Annotated in this window: 16 protein-coding genes; 2 read left to right on the top strand and 14 right to left on the bottom strand. The window is 45.5% G+C overall.

Going from position 1 to position 18,705, the window contains the following annotated elements; genetic code table 11:
- Positions 1-5: 5 nt before the first annotated feature.
- The 5 genes from AC0IYG_RS17865 to AC0IYG_RS17845 form a co-directional block, all read right to left on the bottom strand.
- Positions 6-1,187, bottom strand: coding sequence for a glycosyltransferase (locus tag AC0IYG_RS17865; RefSeq protein WP_471712496.1), 1,182 nt, complete (start codon positions 1,185-1,187; stop codon positions 6-8).
- A 28-nt stretch (positions 1,188-1,215) separates the two neighbouring features.
- Positions 1,216-2,721, bottom strand: coding sequence for an O-antigen ligase family protein (locus tag AC0IYG_RS17860; protein ID WP_471712495.1), 1,506 nt, complete (start codon positions 2,719-2,721; stop codon positions 1,216-1,218).
- 157 nt (positions 2,722-2,878) lie between these two features.
- Complete coding sequence (locus AC0IYG_RS17855) at positions 2,879-4,060, bottom strand: glycosyltransferase (RefSeq protein ID WP_471712494.1); 1,182 nt, start codon at positions 4,058-4,060, stop codon at positions 2,879-2,881.
- The gene (locus AC0IYG_RS17850; RefSeq protein ID WP_471712493.1) at positions 4,057-6,240 is read right to left on the bottom strand and encodes an exopolysaccharide transport family protein; all 2,184 of its coding nucleotides are present in this window, start codon (positions 6,238-6,240) and stop codon (positions 4,057-4,059) included. The genes AC0IYG_RS17855 and AC0IYG_RS17850 overlap by 4 nt, the downstream gene beginning before the upstream one ends.
- Positions 6,237-6,905 (bottom strand): TolC family protein, encoded by a 669-nt coding sequence (locus AC0IYG_RS17845; RefSeq protein WP_471712492.1) that lies wholly within the window; start codon positions 6,903-6,905, stop codon positions 6,237-6,239. The genes AC0IYG_RS17850 and AC0IYG_RS17845 overlap by 4 nt, the downstream gene beginning before the upstream one ends.
- A 71-nt stretch (positions 6,906-6,976) precedes the next feature.
- Here AC0IYG_RS17845 and AC0IYG_RS17840 point away from each other — a divergent pair, with 71 nt between their 5' ends.
- Positions 6,977-7,633, top strand: a complete 657-nt coding sequence (locus tag AC0IYG_RS17840) for an acyltransferase (RefSeq protein ID WP_471712491.1) — start codon at positions 6,977-6,979, stop codon at positions 7,631-7,633.
- Positions 7,634-7,680: 47 nt separating this feature from the next.
- On the opposite strand, the gene AC0IYG_RS17835 is transcribed toward AC0IYG_RS17840, so the two are convergent.
- From AC0IYG_RS17835 to AC0IYG_RS17815, 5 genes are all read right to left on the bottom strand, one after another.
- Positions 7,681-8,895: a sugar transferase gene (locus AC0IYG_RS17835; protein WP_471712490.1), complete on the bottom strand. Its 1,215-nt coding sequence runs from the start codon at positions 8,893-8,895 to the stop codon at positions 7,681-7,683.
- A 12-nt stretch (positions 8,896-8,907) separates the two neighbouring features.
- Positions 8,908-9,297 carry a response regulator transcription factor gene (locus tag AC0IYG_RS17830; RefSeq protein WP_471712489.1) on the bottom strand — a complete coding sequence of 130 codons (390 nt, stop codon included), beginning with the start codon at positions 9,295-9,297 and terminating at the stop codon, positions 8,908-8,910.
- 478 nt (positions 9,298-9,775) lie between these two features.
- A complete protein-coding gene (locus AC0IYG_RS17825; RefSeq protein ID WP_471712488.1) occupies positions 9,776-10,141 on the bottom strand; it encodes a TonB family protein in 366 nt (121 codons plus the stop codon).
- Positions 10,119-10,697: a hypothetical protein gene (locus tag AC0IYG_RS17820; protein WP_471712487.1), complete on the bottom strand. Its 579-nt coding sequence runs from the start codon at positions 10,695-10,697 to the stop codon at positions 10,119-10,121. Before AC0IYG_RS17820 ends, AC0IYG_RS17825 begins: the two co-directional genes overlap by 23 nt.
- Positions 10,690-11,274: an RNA polymerase sigma factor gene (locus AC0IYG_RS17815; RefSeq protein ID WP_471712486.1), complete on the bottom strand. Its 585-nt coding sequence runs from the start codon at positions 11,272-11,274 to the stop codon at positions 10,690-10,692. Before AC0IYG_RS17815 ends, AC0IYG_RS17820 begins: the two co-directional genes overlap by 8 nt.
- A 140-nt stretch (positions 11,275-11,414) precedes the next feature.
- Here AC0IYG_RS17815 and AC0IYG_RS17810 point away from each other — a divergent pair, with 140 nt between their 5' ends.
- Positions 11,415-13,268 carry a YfbK domain-containing protein gene (locus AC0IYG_RS17810; RefSeq protein ID WP_471712485.1) on the top strand — a complete coding sequence of 618 codons (1,854 nt, stop codon included), beginning with the start codon at positions 11,415-11,417 and terminating at the stop codon, positions 13,266-13,268.
- Between the two features lie 10 nt (positions 13,269-13,278).
- Here the strand turns inward: AC0IYG_RS17810 and AC0IYG_RS17805 are convergent, their stop codons facing one another.
- The 4 genes from AC0IYG_RS17805 to treY all read right to left on the bottom strand — a co-directional run bounded on the left by AC0IYG_RS17805 (position 13,279) and on the right by treY (position 18,646).
- Positions 13,279-13,860, bottom strand: a complete 582-nt coding sequence (locus AC0IYG_RS17805) for a DUF4202 domain-containing protein (RefSeq protein WP_471712484.1) — start codon at positions 13,858-13,860, stop codon at positions 13,279-13,281.
- Between the two features lie 22 nt (positions 13,861-13,882).
- Positions 13,883-14,353 (bottom strand): hypothetical protein, encoded by a 471-nt coding sequence (locus AC0IYG_RS17800; RefSeq protein WP_471712483.1) that lies wholly within the window; start codon positions 14,351-14,353, stop codon positions 13,883-13,885.
- Positions 14,354-14,424: 71 nt separating this feature from the next.
- Complete coding sequence (gene malQ, locus AC0IYG_RS17795; protein ID WP_471712482.1) at positions 14,425-16,353, bottom strand: 4-alpha-glucanotransferase; 1,929 nt, start codon at positions 16,351-16,353, stop codon at positions 14,425-14,427.
- Entirely contained in the window at positions 16,310-18,646 is a 2,337-nt protein-coding gene (gene treY, locus AC0IYG_RS17790; protein WP_471712481.1) for a malto-oligosyltrehalose synthase, read from the bottom strand. Before treY ends, malQ begins: the two co-directional genes overlap by 44 nt.
- Positions 18,647-18,705 lie beyond the last annotated feature (59 nt).

Below are 18,705 nucleotides of genomic sequence, written 5' to 3'. Positions count from 1 at the left end.
TTTGGTCAGGAGCTGACTTTGTTAATCGCGCTGAAAATCTGCCCTACGCTATTTTCCCAAGTGTGCGAACTTGCAAAAATCCTGCGCTCCTCAGCGCGGGACGCGGAGTTTTCCTGTAAAGCCTGCTCAATTAGTATGATATAATCTTCGTGTGTTTTTCCCAGATAAACATGCTCTGAAAACACGCTCATTGCATCCGTTTGCGTAGCAACGACAGGCTTTCCCACAGCCAGATATTCATCAATTTTGCGCGGATAATTGCCAATAGTAACCTCATTCAACAGCTGCGGGTTAAGGCATACATCAAACGAATTAATATAAGCAGGCAGTTCGCTGATGTCGCGCGAGCCGGTGAATATCACATTGGGCAGTTGGTGTAATGCACTGGCGGTAAACTCATTGTCTTCCGGACCAACCAAAACGATCGTCCATTCCGGGCGTGACTTGGCAATGTGATGAAGCAAGTCCATATCAAGCCGGATGCTTTGCAAAGCGCCAACATATCCGATGCGCGGATGAGGCAAAACGCTCATATCAGCAGGCTCGGCCGATTTGCCTGCATCCATAAAAATATCCAGATCACATCCCTGGCCTACATAAAACGAATTCGGATTGTATTTTCGGCAGTAATCTGCGAGGTAAGTCGAGTTGGCGACGCAAAGATCACTTTTGGCGATCAATTGCGGTTCCATCACATCACCGTGCTTTTTCCAGTAATCCACCGCCCGCATGTAATCTCTTGAATAATAAATGGACAACACCGGTTTCAGCATGTCTTTCAAATGAAAGCTGCGAAACATATCGTTATCATTGAAGTGGATAAAGTTGGTGAAATCTAATTTTTGAATAGCCCGCTGAATGCAATTGGCGAAAATCTGATTATTCCGTTTGTTTAAATATTCAAAAATAGGCTTTGTAGTAATCCAGTTAATAGATTCAATCAGCTCGTCGGGATATAGAACCCAAAGATTTTCCTGTATTTCCTCTAATCCGTCCTGCCTTTTATTAATGACTTCGCGGCGTTTAAATACTTTCGGGTCAGTGCTGTTTTTATACCAGCTAGCCCGGTCCAATGCAGAATTTACATATAAGACACGGTGCTGTCTGCTAAATTCCAATGCTATATTTTTGCAATTGCTTCCTATCTCTACATCCCAGGCCTGCTGTCCGGTTATAACAATGTCCATAATAATTTACCAGTAAATGCCAATAAGTTCAAACTGTGGCTAAACGTTCCCGCTCCCGATCATCAATTTTTTTGGTAATGTTGATGACTGCCACAACAAGATAGAAATAAATGTTAGACGGAAATTGCACAAGCGCTTCTTGCGGATAGTTTCCAATATTATATGCAAACACGATCAGCAACATAGCCATGCAATATGTTTTCAGCTCGTGATTCTGAATTGTATAGTAATTGTTGATTCCCTGCCTCAATATAAAAAACATTAACAGGCAGAAAAGCCCCAGCCCGATCCAGCCCAGCTCAACGGCGATCCGCACGAAACCGCTGTCCGGGGGAAAGTTGGCCAAATAAGAATTGGGAGCAAAACGCTGGCCCCAGACACCGGTTGCGCCCATCCCGCCTCCCATTGGATGCGAGAGAATGTAAGGTTGAATCCGTTTCTGATTATTTTTCCTAACCAGATACGACATATCTTCACTCGGCTTGAATGCCGTCTGAAAGCGGACAATGTTTGGATTACTTGTCGGCACCACGATCATAAAAGCGATTGCCACGGCAGCGACCGCAGTTCCGATTACAACTGCTCTGCTAAGCCTCAGGATCGCAAACAACACCATTGCAGCCGGAAGCAGTACGTAAGCGCCCCGTGTTCCGGAGAACAGCATTGCGGTGAAAAGAAGCGCTGTGATGCCCAGCAAGACGATTTTCTTCCAAGTTTTCTTTACATATGTGAACATGGCAATGCACAAAATACTGCTGACCACCATGTTATAGGAAAAGGCAACGGGATCAGAAAATATTGAAAACTTTCGCCAATGCCCCGCGATGAAAAGCAGGTTTTTAATGTTCGGATCTGAATATAAGTAAGCTTCTTCGGCTGCGGAAAACCCGATGAATTCTTGTTTGAAAGCGTACAAACCTGCAAATGTTGTCAGAACGATCCACATTTTTATAAAAAAACGGATCTGCTTTACAGTCCTGATCTGATACATGAACACGAAATAAGTGAGCATTACAATCGCAACCGACCTCACCGTGTAAACCCACGCCAGCCGCGATTCCGCCACCGGGTTAGCAACTTCAATGATGTTATAAACAAGCCAGACTAATATCATCGTCCCGACAGGCCCTTTGAACATAGACCAGTCCGGCTCACGCTTTTGACGAATAAAAAAGCCCAGAATAAGCATTCCCTGAATGCCGTCCATGACCGTTCCAAGTGGAAAATCAATGCCGAGCCGGCCAACAAAAAAGAGCAGATAAGCAAGAACCAGCAACACCGTCATGCCAAACTGAGGAAACACCACAATGGAATAAACGACAACCGGCCCAACCATCAGCACCATGATCAATGCCACTGCAATCACACCGAAATAGGCTATTAATGCACCGAAAACGGATGATAGCAAAAGCAAGATCAGCAGTCCGGTAGTGCTGCTAAGCTTATCTACGAGAAATAACCTTCGGAGCTTCCCTTTGAAGCTGTCCTCGGCCGCATTGCTGTTGGAAATATATAATTGTAAATCCGTATCCATTAAAAGAATAAAATCTTAAAGAAAAAAATGAATGCGCTCACCAAAGCCAGCAGCAAGGCAATTTGCCTCGTTCTTTTCTGCAATGGAGACAGATGATCGAAAGATTGCTTCTTTTTCTTTTCAGTTTTGACCGGGTAAATTTTCATGTCGGAGCTGTCTAAATCTGTTTTTGATCCGTTTGTCCACCTCGTGTGGCCACAGAAATTTGATTGGCCTTTCTCGCATTAAGCAAGGCAAGAATCTGAAAAGAGATGAATTTCGGAATGTTCACCAACGACTGATAAATCTTAGGATCTGTATGTGACCGAGTCAGTGAAATATAGAATCCGGCAACAAAAACACATAATCCCAAAAACCACAGCATAGCCATAGGAATCGAAATGAACAGGTTTATGAACATAAAAAATACCGATAGCAACAAAAAGATAAACAGCGGCGGCCGCAGCAGCACGAGACCGAACAATGTCTGGTTCCAGTTGAAGCGCGTAAGCCCGCTGAAAAAGATCTTGAAACCCAACGCAAAGTATTTGAACCACGTGTTGATCCAGCGCGCGCGTTGCTTTACAAGCTGATCGCTGCCAGTCGTTTTTTCATCGTAAACAACCGCTTTTTCAGCAAACGCAATGCGGTATTTGCGGCTCACAATTCCATCCTGAAGCACTTTGTCAAAACCTGCCCCGGTAACATCCAGATGTCCGAGACATTCCTGATAAAGTGCGGTGGTGAACGCCATTCCTGAGCCAGCCAATGTAGCAGATGAGCCTGCGCCGAAAAGAACCTTACCGTCATAAAAGTGATAGTAAATGTCCCTCGCCGCATCCAGGCACGCGTAGGTTGTGTCCAGATTCTTCGCTTCACGAACGCCCTGCACCGCCTGAAAACCTGCATTAAAATAAACATTCAGCTCATTCAAATACTGCGGATCTGTAAGGTTATCGCTGTCAATAATGGTCAAATGTGAATGTGGCCTGATGAAATTGCGGATCGCATAAAAGTGTGAACGTGTGTTGCTGCCCAGGACTTGTTCGGGCCTGAGCAATGAAACGCGTTCAGTCGGAAAATGCAATCCCGTAATGTCACATTTGTCGGCTACAACATAAATGTGGTAACGGTCATAATTCAGCTGCAACAGCGAGCTCACCACAGCGGGAAGTTGCTGCGTGTATTCGTAAGCCGTAACAATGATGCCGTAATCCGGCAGGCTGTTGGCCGCTGCATTCCGCGGCACAAGCTTATCCTTGCCGCGAATGCTGTAAATGATCAGCAACACCACCGGGAAAACGAGATTATAACCAATCAGCAGCTGCACGATCAACCAGACCGCTTCGATGATTTTCATACCACTTCTACCGGTTTATAAATCTTACCAGCCTGCTCCGGAATGTCCTCAGTGTTGGTCAGCACCCAGCCTGAGAATTTATCTTCCAGGTTATGCAAATATTGAATTTTCGACTGGTCATCTTCCTGAATAGAACGTCCCGCAGCATACACGGCAACTACAAGATCTGAGAATGAGATCCATTCTTTTGCTTTGTTCATAGCCGTGAGCGAATCGGTTTCTACCAGAATTACATCAAATTGCGTTTTCAGCACTTGAAGTCGCGTAGCAATGGTTTTGTCATCTGAAATTTCCCGCAGCGAAACGTCTCCGCCACTGTTGCCCAGAATCCTGATCTGTCCTGCCGAAGCTTCCATGATCGTGCTGCTGTTTACGAAACTTTCAATTTGTGTGGTCTCCGGGTTCAGTTTGGAAATATCCGGTTGTCCGAAGTTACCGTCAATGATAAGCACGGACTTGTTAATTTTCGAAAATGCCCAAGCCAATGCAACTACGAAAGAGGTCTTCCCTACTCCGTGTGAAAGACTCGTCACAGCAATCATTTTAGGATCATCCAGCTCATTATCAAGCTCGTAACGGATTGATCGCACCAGATTTTTATACAACATTGTTGCCTTGTCATCGGAAGCGTTCATTCCCGAAAGGCTCAGGTTTGAACCTTTGTCCAAACTGTTCAGATAACCCAGAACAGGCCGTTCTGTCGCATTTGCAAGCTGCAACGGATAGCGGATAGACTTATCCAGATAAAATAAGATAAAGAATACAAATACGCAGAAAACAAAGCTGATAACACCCGAAAGCACAACAAGCACCATTTTCTTGGAAGCCAGCACCTCGCCTGGCATTGCACGCTCGATGAGTCTTAAATATACCGGAAAGCTGAATTCAAGACTTGCCTCATTATATCGCTGCAAAGCCTCAATATATTCTTTGCTCGCAATGTCGATCGAAGTTTCGAATTCCTGGATTTTCGCTTCGTTCGGCACCAGACCGTCAAATTTACGGTTCAGTCTGTCAAGTTCGCCCTGAATGGAAGCAACGCTGTTTTTGGCCAGTTCCAATGAAATTTCCATCTGCATCTTGTGCGTTACCAGATCCTGCTTAAGCGCCATCGGATTGTAAGCATATCGGTCTGTTGCCTCGCCTATTTCCTGGTTCAGCTCATTTCTCAGCGAATCCATGCTCACTTTCAGGCGCGGATCGAAGTTACTGAGCACATACTTTTCGTTCAGTGAGCGCAAATTCACTTTTGTGGACATAATCTTTTGATTAATGCTGGTCAAAGCACTTTCAAAATATTTACGGTCGTTCGGATCGAATTTTTTGTCAATGTTATTAATAGCAGCCGCCAGTGCGATAATGTCTTTCTGAGCAACTTCGCGCCGCGTTTCGTAATCGGCCATTTGCCCATAAATACTTTTAGCTTGCTCATTCAGGTTAAGCACGCGATTGCTGATCTTATAATTTCTCAGCGCATTCATCCTGCCGTTTAATGCTTCAAGCTTTTGCATCATAAAAGTCTGCAAAAAGTTGATCGTCCGCTTGTTATTGCCCACAACGCGCAACGAGTTGTTTGCGATAAATTCATCACTCAGCGTGTTGATTACGTAAGCAGTCAATTGCGGATTTTCAGCTTCGAATTCGATATCAATGTAGTCGCCGCCGCCTGTGCGATAGACCAGCAGCTTTTCACGAAGCGTGTTAGCGCCATAGCCCATGTCAACGATCAAATCGTTCAGTTGCTTTTCGTATGGTTTGAAAAGGAAAAGCTCTTCCCGATTTTTGTATTTGCTGGTAAGCAGCGCAATAGCCTTGGCTTTTTCAGCCTTGCTCATCACTTCGATTTCTTTTACAGGTTCTCTCCAGACTGAATCCTTTGTGCCTTTTAACTGATTCAGCATCAAGCGATAGGAAACCTGGTCAATAGTCCGTTTCAGGAGCATTACCTGAATCAGGTTTTCGAATTTGCGGGCAATCTGTGCATCCTGCTCTTCCTTAACTTTTGTAATGACCTGATCGGTTTTATCAACCAATCCGGTTGCAATGCGGCCGTGCGACTCAAATGTGTCGGGCAAGCGCCTTACCAAGAAGTAACAAATGATCACAGTAATGAGCGGCACTACGATCAATGTGATCTTGTTGCGCTGCAATAATCTCAGAAATTGTACAAACTCGCTCATTTTATGTCTTCTAATTTTTGTCCCAGTAATTCCTCAAGCATGCTTTTTGCAATCAAAACTTCACTTTCCGCATTGAGCAGGTTTTGATAATGGTCAGTTTGCATAACCAGCACCTGATTGTATTTTTCAAGTGTTTCCTGCCCCATTTCAAACCTGTCTTTAATGTTGGCAACCATGCTTTCTACATCGAGCATCGCATTGGAACGCACAGTAAATACAGCTCTTTTTTGGATCAATGTGAAATACCGCTTTTTGATTTCAGCAATCATGTTTAAATCAAATGTCTCCTTATCACGCTGAAAAACAGCAACTTCCGCTTTTGCCTGTTTAATAAGACTCGGCTTTTGCAGTATGGCTCCAATGTTGGCAAAAAAGCCCAGCTGATAACCGCTGAGCACCGTTGGTGAAATAGTCGCCGTGTTGTTATTCGGACTATACAGATAGGAGAAGTTGAAAATATCAAAATAAGAAAGCTTGGCTTTTCTCACTCCCGCCTCCCCCACGCGAATCCTTTCTTCATACATTTTAATCCTGGGATAATTGGCTTGCGAGTAAGCTATCAATTTGTCGAGATATGCGTAATCCACATCTTTGGTGAGTGATTCCTGGGCATAAGTGTTCTGAACAATTAAAAACAGAGGAATTAAAAACACTGCGTATCTCATCGGCATTAATTTTTAGGAAAAATGTTATTTAAAATGATTTTTGCTTGATTTTGTAGTAATAGGAAATACATTTGAATAAAATTATTTCTACTTATCTCCTCGCTGTTCGTATGGCCGTCTCAGACCAAATCAAGAGTAACCCGCGTTTAAAAAAATTCTTTCACTGGCTTCTCATTCCCACCAATCAAGCGCGTCCGAGGCTCTGGGTCCGGGTGATCCTGAACCGGTTTTATCATCAGCGCGGTAAAAATGTCGTGATCCGGCGCTGGGTAAGGATGGACGTCGTGCCATTCAATCATTTCTCAATCGGAGATAATTCCATGATTGAAGATTTTACTACGGTTAATAATGGTGTGGGAGATGTATTGGTTGGCAAGAATTCGCTGATCGGGTTGGGTAATGTGATTATCGGGCCGGTAACGATAGGTGACAACGTAATCCTTGCGCAGAACATCGTCGCCAGCGGACTGAACCATAATTACAGCGATACGACGCAACCCATTCACCAGCAAGGTGTAAGCGTTGCGCCGATAGTCATTGAAGACGATTGCTGGATTGGAGCCAACACGGTGATTACTGCCGGTGTTACCATTGGAAGACATTGCGTAATTGCCGCTGGTGCGGTGGTCACTAAGAACATTCCCCCGTATGCTGTCGCCGTCGGAAACCCTGCGCGGGTTATCAAACAATACGACCAATCCCGCAACGAATGGGTGAAAACCAACTAGCATAAGCGTGTAAAGTAGAACCGATAATAATAAAAGATAAAGGAGAGTTATACGTTTTCAGATTGCAATAGTGCGGGGAATGTTTTCAGTATGATCTGCATGTCCATTTTGAATGAGAACTCCTTCGCGTAAGTGATGTCCAGCTGCGTACGCTCCTCTTCGGACATGTCCGCTTTGCCTTTACCACGCTTTGTCACCTGCCACAATCCGGTCAGACCGGCGGGGCCTGCAAAACGAAGGATCTTATCATCCGTTGTCATTTTTTCTGCTTCGTAAAGCGGCAATGGTCTGTTGCCTACAAGCGACATATCGCCTTTCAGGATGTTGATCAATTGCGGAAGCTCATCCAGACTGCTGTTTCTTAAAAACTGGCCGAAGCGTGTAATGCGCGGATCATTTTGAAACTTCATGAATGCGGCTTTCTGATCTTTTTGGAAGTGATAAAGCTTTTCGCAAATCTCCTTTCCATCGTGGAAGAGCAGGCTCTTGCATTGATTGCCTGCTGCACATTCTTCGCAAAGACCGTTTACTTCAATCTGCTGCGCAGGCTCAGTGTTCTTGTTATACATACTCAATGCGGCCATTTTCCTGATCAGCTGATCGGCGTCGGTCCGCATGGTGCGAAACTTGTAAAGGTCAAAAATCTTGTAACCGCTCCCTACCCGCTTTGATTTGTAAAAAACAGGCCCTTTGGAATCCAGCCTGATCAGAAGAGCGACCAAAAGGAAAACCGGAAGCAACAGGATCACAGCCGAGCCCGTGGTAATGACATCAATTGCACGTTTCCAAAGAGGCGTACGCGTGTTTTCAGCACTAATTTTCTGTGAGGCTTTGCTGGCGACATACCATTGCCTTTTTTTGAAATAGCGGATGCGGGTAAGCAGATCACCGTCGTCAAATCTTACAGAGAAAATGTCATCTGCGTGATGCTCACGTGCCATTTCAATGGCATCATTCGTGAGGTTGTCCACCATCAGCACGAAAGGAATGTTACCAAACCCGGCACTGCTGCGGATGGAGTCCAGCAGCTCTAAGCCGCCGCTTTCCGCGTGGGCAAGTATAATGTCGGCAGGGAAATTTTCTTTTAATGCATGCAGAACGCCTTCCTTGTTGTCAAAATATTCGACCTGCAATGACTCTGTGTATTGCTTGGAAAATTTTATATACTGTTCCAGGTCTTTGTTCAGATAAACAACCCTGAATTGGGCGACGTAGGCCTTCGGCTCAACAACCATTCCAGCGGAGGTGCTTGTCAATTCCATTTATATTGCTGATTAAGAGTAGCGTTTGCTTCTGCGGAGGATCGCGTTGATTTTGGCATGAACTTCCATCGGATTGAATGGTTTAACCATAAAATCGTCAGCGCCAAGGTTGAGGCACTGGATGCGTTCACTACTTTCGTCGGATCCGGAAAGGATAATGATGGGAATGTCCGAATACAGATTGCTGGCCTTGGCAACTTTCAGGAATTCTTTTCCGCTGAGGTTGGGCATGTGCAGGTCGGCAATGATCAAATCGGCCTGGTTACCTTCTTCGAGCCAAAGCATCCCTTCGGAGCCGTCGCTCTTGATTACAACATTAAAGTCCTTTTTGAGAAAATGTTCGAGGATCTTGGTGATACTTGGTTCATCATCAATAATCAAAAGATTTTTTCTACTGCTCATAGGTTGAGTAAAAATATTCAAATTAGAAAGTGCTTGTTTAGTTGTAACCGTTGGTAAATTTCCTCTTGCGTTTCGTATTGGGTACGAATTAGCGGTTAATTATTTCGTAGAATTAGTAATAATACTGCCTAATACAAAATCTTACAGCAGAAATTATTAAATCAGCCTTTAATCAAAAGGCAAAAAATTCATGAAAACATCATTTAGTGCTAATTTTAAATGATTTAAATGGAAACGTTGTTACGAGTGGATGGGTAAGCTGGGTGGTTGCAGCGCGTAGTAAAATTAAGTACAAGTATTTATATCTCAAAAAATAACCGTTCTAAATTATAATAATTTTAAAATTAGTTCTACATAAATTTTGTAACCGCTTGATTCAGTCACGATTATTTAAATCCCAGGATAATTATATCGTGGAAATTCAAAGACAATGCCGTAAAAAACAGTCGGTTACTTATTAAGCGGAAATTGGCAGGAGCTATTTTTTGAATTGAAGCGTAACTGTGGCGGGCAAGCTCACCGAAACACCGTTCTGTTTAACAGGAACCCAGATCGGGCCTTTCTGTACAATGCGGATCGCTGCTGTTTGTAAAGTTTTTTCTCCTTTTGCGGAAAAGTCGGATAATGTTCCGTCCGCATTGACGGTGAAAGTGACGATGACGTCGCCTTGCTGACGAACGGAATCCGCATTTTGCTGTAAATAAGCCTGGTAAGATTCCCATCCCATCAGCGGCGTTGGAGCTAATTTGTCCATTGCGCCTTTTTTAAGGACCGGAGCAACGAAAGATTGTCTCGTCGAAGATGCTGCCGACATCACAACCTCATTGGCACTTATGGTTCGCAATTCCTGAATGCTTTCGTCGGCAACTGAAATCTCCTCTCGATTGCTGCGGCAAGTCTGCCGCAGCAATTTCAGGTGCCGGGATGGCTGGCGTTTCGGCTTTGGGCAATTGTGGAGTTTTTTTAGCGGGCTTAGCGGCGGGCGCTGCACTGGGCGCTGGCGCCGACAATGTTGACTCCGGCTGGGCTGGCAATGGTGCTTCCGCCACCTGATGAGCGGCCTCCTGCGTGCCATCCTGCTTTGGATCTGATACAAAAATCAGCCACAGTGCGCCAATCGCAATCATTAGGGATGCTGCGGCACCATATAACCACAAAGGAATAGTTGCCTTCCGCTGATTTTCGATTCGTGCATCGAGCATTCGGTTTAGGTCATCGGTTATCTCACTAACATTCAGCTTGTCCACCTGCATGGCGATAAATCCTTCATAGGCTTCGGCGATAGCAGGTTCTTCCAGCATTTGCTTTTCAAACAAATGCTGCTCCTTAAGCGACATCTCTCCACTTTCATAGCGTTGAAAATCCTCAAAAGTTGCTTTATGTGTGCCTTTCTCAGCCATTTTTTTCCATGCAGATTTTTAGGTTCCGCTTTCCGTTCTGAATGTAACTTTTCACCTTTCCAGCGTCAAAACCGGTTTCTTCACTGATTTCTTTATAACATTTTTGTTTCACATAAAACAGCTCAACCGCGGTTCGCTGCTCATTTGTAAGCGTTTTCATACACGTTTCCAATGCTAAGAAACGACCTTCGCTGACCAGTTCCGTTTCTGGCTCGGCAACTTCTGAAAGTAAATGGATTTCATTTGCTTCCATGTCCGAAACGTGGGCAAAACTCCTTTGCTTCCTGATCTGCATCAGGCAATGGTTGCGTGCAACACTGTGCAGCCAGCTTTTGAAATTGTCGACCTCATGCGTGCGCAATTCCACAATGAGTTTTTCAAATATCTGCATGACCGCATCTTTGCAATCGTCTTCCTCTTTTAAATATTTATAACAAACCGAAAAAACCATCTCCATATAAGGCTGATACAACGCACCCAACACACCCAGCTCACCCGAACTGCGATAAGCAGCCAGTTGCTGGGCTTCCGAGGGCGGAGCCGTTTTGTTTGCCTTAAATACGTTTAAAAACCTCACATGTGCCGGTGTAAAACATGTTAACGATGTGTGTCAATCAGTGGATGCAAGCGCTTAAAAGATTCCATAAAATATTTTGAAAAAGATTTATGGAAATGCGCGCGCCCGTGCATCCAGCTATAAACAAAACCTTATTGACCATGAAAACCAAGATCGGAATCCTTCTCTTATTAGTATTCAGTGCATTTGCATTGATCCCCAGGGCCAGGTTCACAGGCGTGGTTACCGACGATGCAATGCAGCCACTTACCAATGTGACTGTGACAGCCAAGGGAACCGTTTTCTCCACCAAAACCGACTCGCTCGGAAGATACGCAATGAACGCGCCAACTTACACGCGAACGCTGGTTTTCAACCTGCCCGGCTATAAGACCAAAGAAGTTAAATCAGCACCAGGAATATCGCTGAATGTAATGCTTACGGGCGGCACCCTGGAACTAGAAGAGGCAATGATGCCGGAGCAAAAAATACGCAACCATGTAACGCCGGGCTTCATCGCGATGTCCCCTGCACAAGGTGCATATGCCATGACTGTAAGGCCGCTTCCGCGCGCGGAGACGGAGGATTACAATGCGGTGAATGAAAACGGATTCCAAATTGCGGCTCAACAGCCGGTAACCACTTTTTCTGTGGACGTGGACCGGGCTGCTTACAGCAATGCGCGGCGTTTTTTGAACCAAGGTCAATTGCCGCCCGTCGATGCAGTCCGGATTGAGGAAATGATTAATTATTTTGATTACAACTATCCCGCACCCACCGGCGCGCATCCATTATCCGTTTCGACAGAAATGACAGATTCTCCCTGGAACCCGGGATTGAAACTGCTGCACATTGGTTTGCAGGCTAAAACAATTCCGACCAAAAACCTCCCGGCTTCAAACCTCGTTTTCCTGATAGATGTTTCCGGCTCCATGGAGGATGAAAATAAATTGCCGCTTCTCAAACAAGCATTTAAACTGCTCATCGATCAGTTGCGGGCAGAGGACAAGATTTCCATTGTCGTGTATGCAGGCGCTGCGGGTGAAATTTTGCCGCCTACTTCGGGAAGTGAGAAAATGAAAATCAAAACCGCATTGGACGCACTGGAAGCGGGCGGTTCCACAGCAGGCGGCGACGGCATTGAGCTGGCGTACAAGCTTGCCAAGGATAACTTTATCAAAAACGGAAACAACCGCGTAATTCTCGCAACGGACGGCGATTTCAATGTCGGCATTTCCAGTGAGGCGGGCCTGCAGCGGCTGGTGGAAGAAAAACGCAAAGACGGGATTTTTCTGAGCGTTATGGGCTTCGGGATGGGCAATTACAAGGATAGCAATACCGAAACGCTGGCCGATAAGGGCAATGGCAACTATGCCTACATTGATAATATCCAGGAGGCGCGGAAGGAATTTGTGCAGGAATTTGGCGGAACGTTGTTTACGGTTGCGAAGGATGTGAAACTACAAATCGAGTTCAATCCGCGTCATGTGCTGGCTTACCGGCTGATCGGATATGAAAACCGCTCACTCAAAAATGAGGAATTCCACGACGACAAAAAGGATGCGGGCGATATGGGCTCAGGGCATACGGTGACAGCATTGTATGAGATTGTCCCCGCCGGTTCCACAAGCCCTTATCTTGCAAAAACCGACGCGCTCAAATATCAAAAGCATGACGCATCAGAAGTTGGCAAAACAGATGAAATGATGACCGTCAAAATCCGCTACAAATCACCGGATTCTGAGCGCAGTGACTTATTTGACATTGCGGTAAGTAATGCTTCCAAACCCATTGCGGCCTGTTCGGAAAACATGCGGTTTGCGAGTGCAGTTGCTGAATTCGGCTTGCTCCTCCGCAATTCGGAATTCAAAGGTTCTGCCGCATATGACCATGTTATCAACCGAGCCAAAGGTGCATTTGGCAAAGATGAGGAAGGTTACCGTTCCGAGTTTGTCAGACTGGTGAAAACCGCAGCTTCATTGGACGGCACAAATCAGACCGCCAGTAAGGAATAAAAGTTCTTCCCTAAGCACCTAAGGCAATGCTGATCAAGCGCTTGCCTTCATCACTATACGCGAGATCAAGCGCCATATTTCTGCCTGGGTCACTCATTTTGGCCCAGGTTTTTTTCAATATATCAACCATTTTTTCTTCCCCCGTTTTTGCGATGAGATCATCATATTGATATTGTAAAAAGACAAGGCATAGCGCGTTTTCAATCGTCTGGACTTCCTCGTCGGCCTTAATGCGCTGTTTGAGAATGATCTGTTTCACGCGATCGATCGTTTGCTGATCATAACCTACTGATTCCAGGATTTCTGCCGTTTTTGAGGCGTGAAACTTGGACAGGTCGCTGCGCCATTTGAGATAGCCTACCCGATCCTGCGGATAAGTGTTTCGTGCAATTTCCCAGCGGCCAATATGTTGCGCCCGGGACGCCAGGAGCAGGCTTTCACTCGCGTCCGGTTGCAGCTTTTTCACCCAGTCATATCGTTTGAGCGCATAGAAATATTCTTCGGGATAGCTTATGCCTTCATGCGTTACCTGGCCTGGTGAATTCTTGTTATAGGCATCAAAAAGTTCAAATGCTTTTTGCAAATTTTCCATTGGAGTGATCTGAGGGTTGGGATTAATTTCCGGCTTTGAATTTGAGTGAGATCTTGGTTTCGCGCGGATAGTCGTAAGCGGTGCTTGTCGTTTTCATTGTAAAGAACTCTTTGCTGACTTCCTTGGGATCAATAATCCATTCTCCGCCCTTCACATCCGATTCAGCAGCGCCTACCGTAATGTTCTGCTCATTTTGTTTCCATTTGAGCAAAAACGGCTTGGTTTCTCCTTTGAAAATTCCTGAGAATGTGCCGTCCTTCCGAAGTTCGACAGTTTCCATATAACGCTCGAAATCGATTCCGCCAAACTGCTGCGTCATTTTTCCATCACGGAATGTGGTTGCATCATTGACTGAGATCTCATCGATTTTCCAAAGTGGAACCTGCGTTAAAATGGCTGCGGCATCCTGAGGATTGTCTGCCTTTTTGCAAGAAGACAATTCCACCAGCATGCCGCAGCAGATAATCCATATAAGTGCTCTTTTGAAAACCATTGTGAAATTGATTGGTGACCTGCACAAATATAGCCACATCATCAATTTCACAATCGTTTATTTATAAAACCTTAATCGCGGTTATATAATGTGGTCATGTCCAGCAAAAAGCTCGAAGCTTCCTGCGTAACCTGCCCCGGTGCCAGCCGCCAAGCCCAGTTGTTTTCATTCGATCCCGGCTTGTTCATAATGGTGCTTTCATCCAGGTTAAGCACGTCCTGCATCGGCAGAATTGCCACTTTTGCAACCGACGCAAAGGTCAGGCGTGCCAGCGCAGCGGCGACATTATCCTCTGTAACCTCATTACCAACATATTGCGTGATCCGTGCTTTTACATCTTCATCATCCAATTGTCTGTACCAGCCGCGAGTTGTGTTGTTGTCGTGCGTTCCTGTGTAAGCATAGAAATTAGACAGGAAGTTGTGTGGAATGTGCTCCGACTGCGGCAGATTCTCATCAAAGGCAAATTGAAGCACTTTCATTCCGGGCAGCGCAAATTTATCCCGCAGCTTGTAGACAGCCGGGCTCATTTCACCCAAATCTTCGGCGATAAATGGCAGCCTTCCCAATGCAGTTTCCATTTTTTCAAAGAATTCCGCATCCGGACCGATTTTCCATTCCCCTTTTACGGCTGTTTTCTCACCACCGGGAACTTCCCAATAATCGGCAAATGCACGGAAATGGTCTAATCTCACAACATCAAACAGCTCAATGTTCTTTGCCAGACGTTGAATCCACCACTCGTAACCCTGATTTTTGAGCGCGCCCCAATTAAAGACAGGCATTCCCCATAGTTGTCCGTCATCAGAAAAAGCATCGGGAGGAACACCGGCTATTCCGGTGATCTTACCTTCTTCATCCACACAGAAAAACTCTGGATTGGACCAAACATCAGCCGAATCATAACTTACATAGAACGGAATGTCACCTAGCAGGCTAATGTTCAAGCCATTGCAATAAGCTTTAAGTTCTTTCCACTGTTTGTCAAAAACATATTGCTCCCATCTGATCAGCTGCAATTGCTCGTGCTCATCTTTTTCAAGTGTTGCCAGCGCTTCTTTTTGCCGCTTGCGGAATTCTTCCGGCCACGTGTACCAGGGTTTTCCTTCGTGCTTTTGTTTCAAAAACATATAAAGGGCAAAGTCATCCAGCCATTCCTGATTTTTCTCACAGAATGTCTCGAACTCTGCTAAGCTGTGTGAGTCGTCTTTTTCAGTAAATGTTGCAAATGCTTTTGCCAAAAGCTCACTTTTTAAAGCACCAGCTTGTTTGTAATCGGCTTTCCCGTCCTGAGGAAGGTGTTTTTCTGTCAACTGATCGGCATCCAGCAGACCAGCTTCCGCTAATGCTTCCGGACTGATCAGCAACGGATTCCCCGCCCGGCTGGACAAAGCACTGTAAGGCGAATTGGCCTGCGATTCTTCAATCGGATTGAGCGGCAGCAATTGCCATATTTTTTGACCGCTTTTCGCAAGAAAATCTGCAAATGCATAAGCTTCCGGCCCCATATCTCCAATCCCGAACGGAGATGCGAGTGAAGTAATGTGCAGCAGAACGCCTGCTTTTCGCTCATTATCAGGCTTAGAGCCTTTCAAAATTGCAAAAGGCAGATTCTTGAATATTTCAGAAGGCGTAATCTTGCCTTCAAAACTTGACTCTGAATCGGTTAACACGTCTGTCCAATCCGGGTCCATGTTATCTGGCAACACAATAGATGTGTCTTTCCAGTCAAGCTCAAAAAACGATTTATCTTGTTCCTTGCAAAGGGCAGCACTGTGCAGCGGAATAGCCACGATCAGATATTCCCTTTTTTGTCGTCTTGCGAAAGCGAGAACATTGTCTTTGTAAGCGCCACGCGTTTTGAGCGGAACATATTCGCCTTTTGTAAATAGCAAAGGATATGCTTTTCTCAGTTTATAAAGCGCATGAGTCAGCCAAAGTTTGATCTGACCGCTATTACGCGTTCTCCCACAACTTTTCAAACAGTCTTTCCGCTTCATAATCTTCAAGTTCTCTCAGCAAATCTTCGCGCTTCACGTAATCAAAAGCCCGGCGGTTATCCGGGTCAACGAGGCTCAGATCCCATAATTCAGTTCCCTGATACACATCCGGGACACCGGGGCAAGTGAATTTCAGCAGCAGTTGCGACAGCGAATTAATGATGCCGTGATCAATAATCGTCTGCTGGAATTGCTGGAAATCATTGAAAAACGGACTGTCTTTTTGAAGGAGTTTTTTGGCAAAATCCTGCACACTTCGCTCGTAAACCTCATTAGGCTCGGCCCAGGTTGTGTCGGTTTTAGCTTCGCGAAGCGCTTTTTGCAAATAGTCATGCAAGCGTTCAACAAAATTATCCTCGCCTTCGCCCGGCATCGGGTAAGCGCCTACAAGTGTCTGGTAAATCAGATATTCGTCATTTGGCGTCGGGCCGTCACTGCTGCGGAGCTCCGCGTTCATTTCGGTCCAGTCCTTCACTTTCTGAATCCACTCGCTCGAAAGATCGGTCAGCACATTCAGCCTCGCCCGCACATCTTCTCCCCTTTTTGTATCGTGCGTCGAAGTGGTGTTTAACGAAAGCGGCCATTCTTTTTGTCTCAACCGCATGCGATGGTGGAAATCCTTTGGCGTCATACCAAACCGGTCCGGAAAATCACCGACATCATTATGCCCAATAAACCGGTTGTAAGTATACATTAATGTGTCCTCGCCGCCTTTGGCCATCAATGGTCCCGAGAATTGCATCCAACGCTGATAGAATTCTAGCGCCTTCGCATCATAAGCATCGTCGCCCTGACCGGTTTTTTCCAAAATGGCATTTTCGAGAAGATCAACCGCCTCGCTAAGCGCTTCGTGGTGCGCGCGCACATCTTCAAAAATTGCTTTTACAGCCTGGACTTCTATTTCATGCAAAGGCATCGCATTGCCGTAATGACGATAAATGGGGCAATGGATCAGGAATTCGCCGATTGCGGTCTTCACATTATCCTTGCCAACGGTTTCAATCTGCTGTTGGTCTATCAGCTGCAATTCCACAAAAAGCTGGTATAAATTCTCCAACTCTCCGCCCATATGGTTGTTCAGAATGCCTGATTTTTTCTCCAAAAGCTGATCATGCACGGGTGCATCATTGTCCGTGATGCCGTGATAATATTCCGAAAATGCTTCCTCGGCACCCGCATTGGTAAGCACATTGTTAACAGCCGCCAAGAATTCATAGCCCGACGTGCCTTCAACAGGCCATTGGACGGGCATATTTTCATCTTTTTCAAGAATCTTCTCCACAACAATGTATGATTCCGGTCCGCCAAGCTCACGAAGTTTGGTGAGATAAGCGGCAGGGTCGAATAGTCCGTCAATGTGGTCCACACGCAATCCCTGGAAGACGCCTTCGTCAACAAATTTTTTGATCAAACGGTGATAATGCTCAAAAACAGCATCATCCTGCATATTCAGACAAATCAGTCCGTTCACGGTAAAGAACCTGCGGAAGTTGATCTGTGAATCTGTTTTCTGCCAAAAGCAAAGCATGTATTCCTGCCCATTGGCAAGATCTGTAATGGCTTGCTGGTCATTGTTAATTTTATCAATAAGGCCATTAACCCAGCTGCTGATCACGTCATTCTTCATTAATGAAGCAATTTGCAAAACCAGCTCGTTCCATCTTTGTGAAAACACTTTGGCATCCTCCGCTTCATGGATTTCGCCCACTTGCTTTGCAAGTTGCTGAACAGATTCCGGCGCATTCTCAACATCCGTGCCCAGAATGTTCATATAAGACCGAATGTTAACCGGGAAAGCCGCGCCTTCGTACACAAGCATGAGCCGGTCATTGGTATATTGAAGCTTCAACTGACCATTAGCAATCACTTCTTCAAGCTCCGCCCCCAGAAACGGAACCATGAGTTTTCCCTGAAAAAGCTTGCTGTTCCAGGCGATGTCAAAATAAGAAGCGTATTCGGATTGCTGGCCTTTTTCCAAAACATCCATAAGCCAGCCATTGTCAGAATGGAAAGCCATGTGATTGGGCACAATGTCCTGCAACCAGCCAATGTCCTGTTTTTTCAAAGTCGCGCTTATATCACGGAGCTGCTCTTCGGTCCCGATTTCGGGATTAATGTGCTCTGGGCTGATGCCGTCATAACCGTGCGTGCTGCCGGGTGTTGCGGCCAGGATCGGCGATGCGTAAATGGTGCTTACGCCTAGTTTTTGCAGGTAAGGAATCCTTTTTTCGAAGTCCTTGAAAGAAAATTCTTTATGAAATTGTATGCGGTAAGTAGCGATTGGATTGTTCATAATGGCTCAAATGGTATGTTGCTGTGCACATTAAATATTGTGCCACTGCTCCATTCTTG

The organism is Dyadobacter sp. AC419, from assembly GCF_979253085.1.
This window is presented reverse-complemented; position numbering and strand designations above follow the sequence as displayed.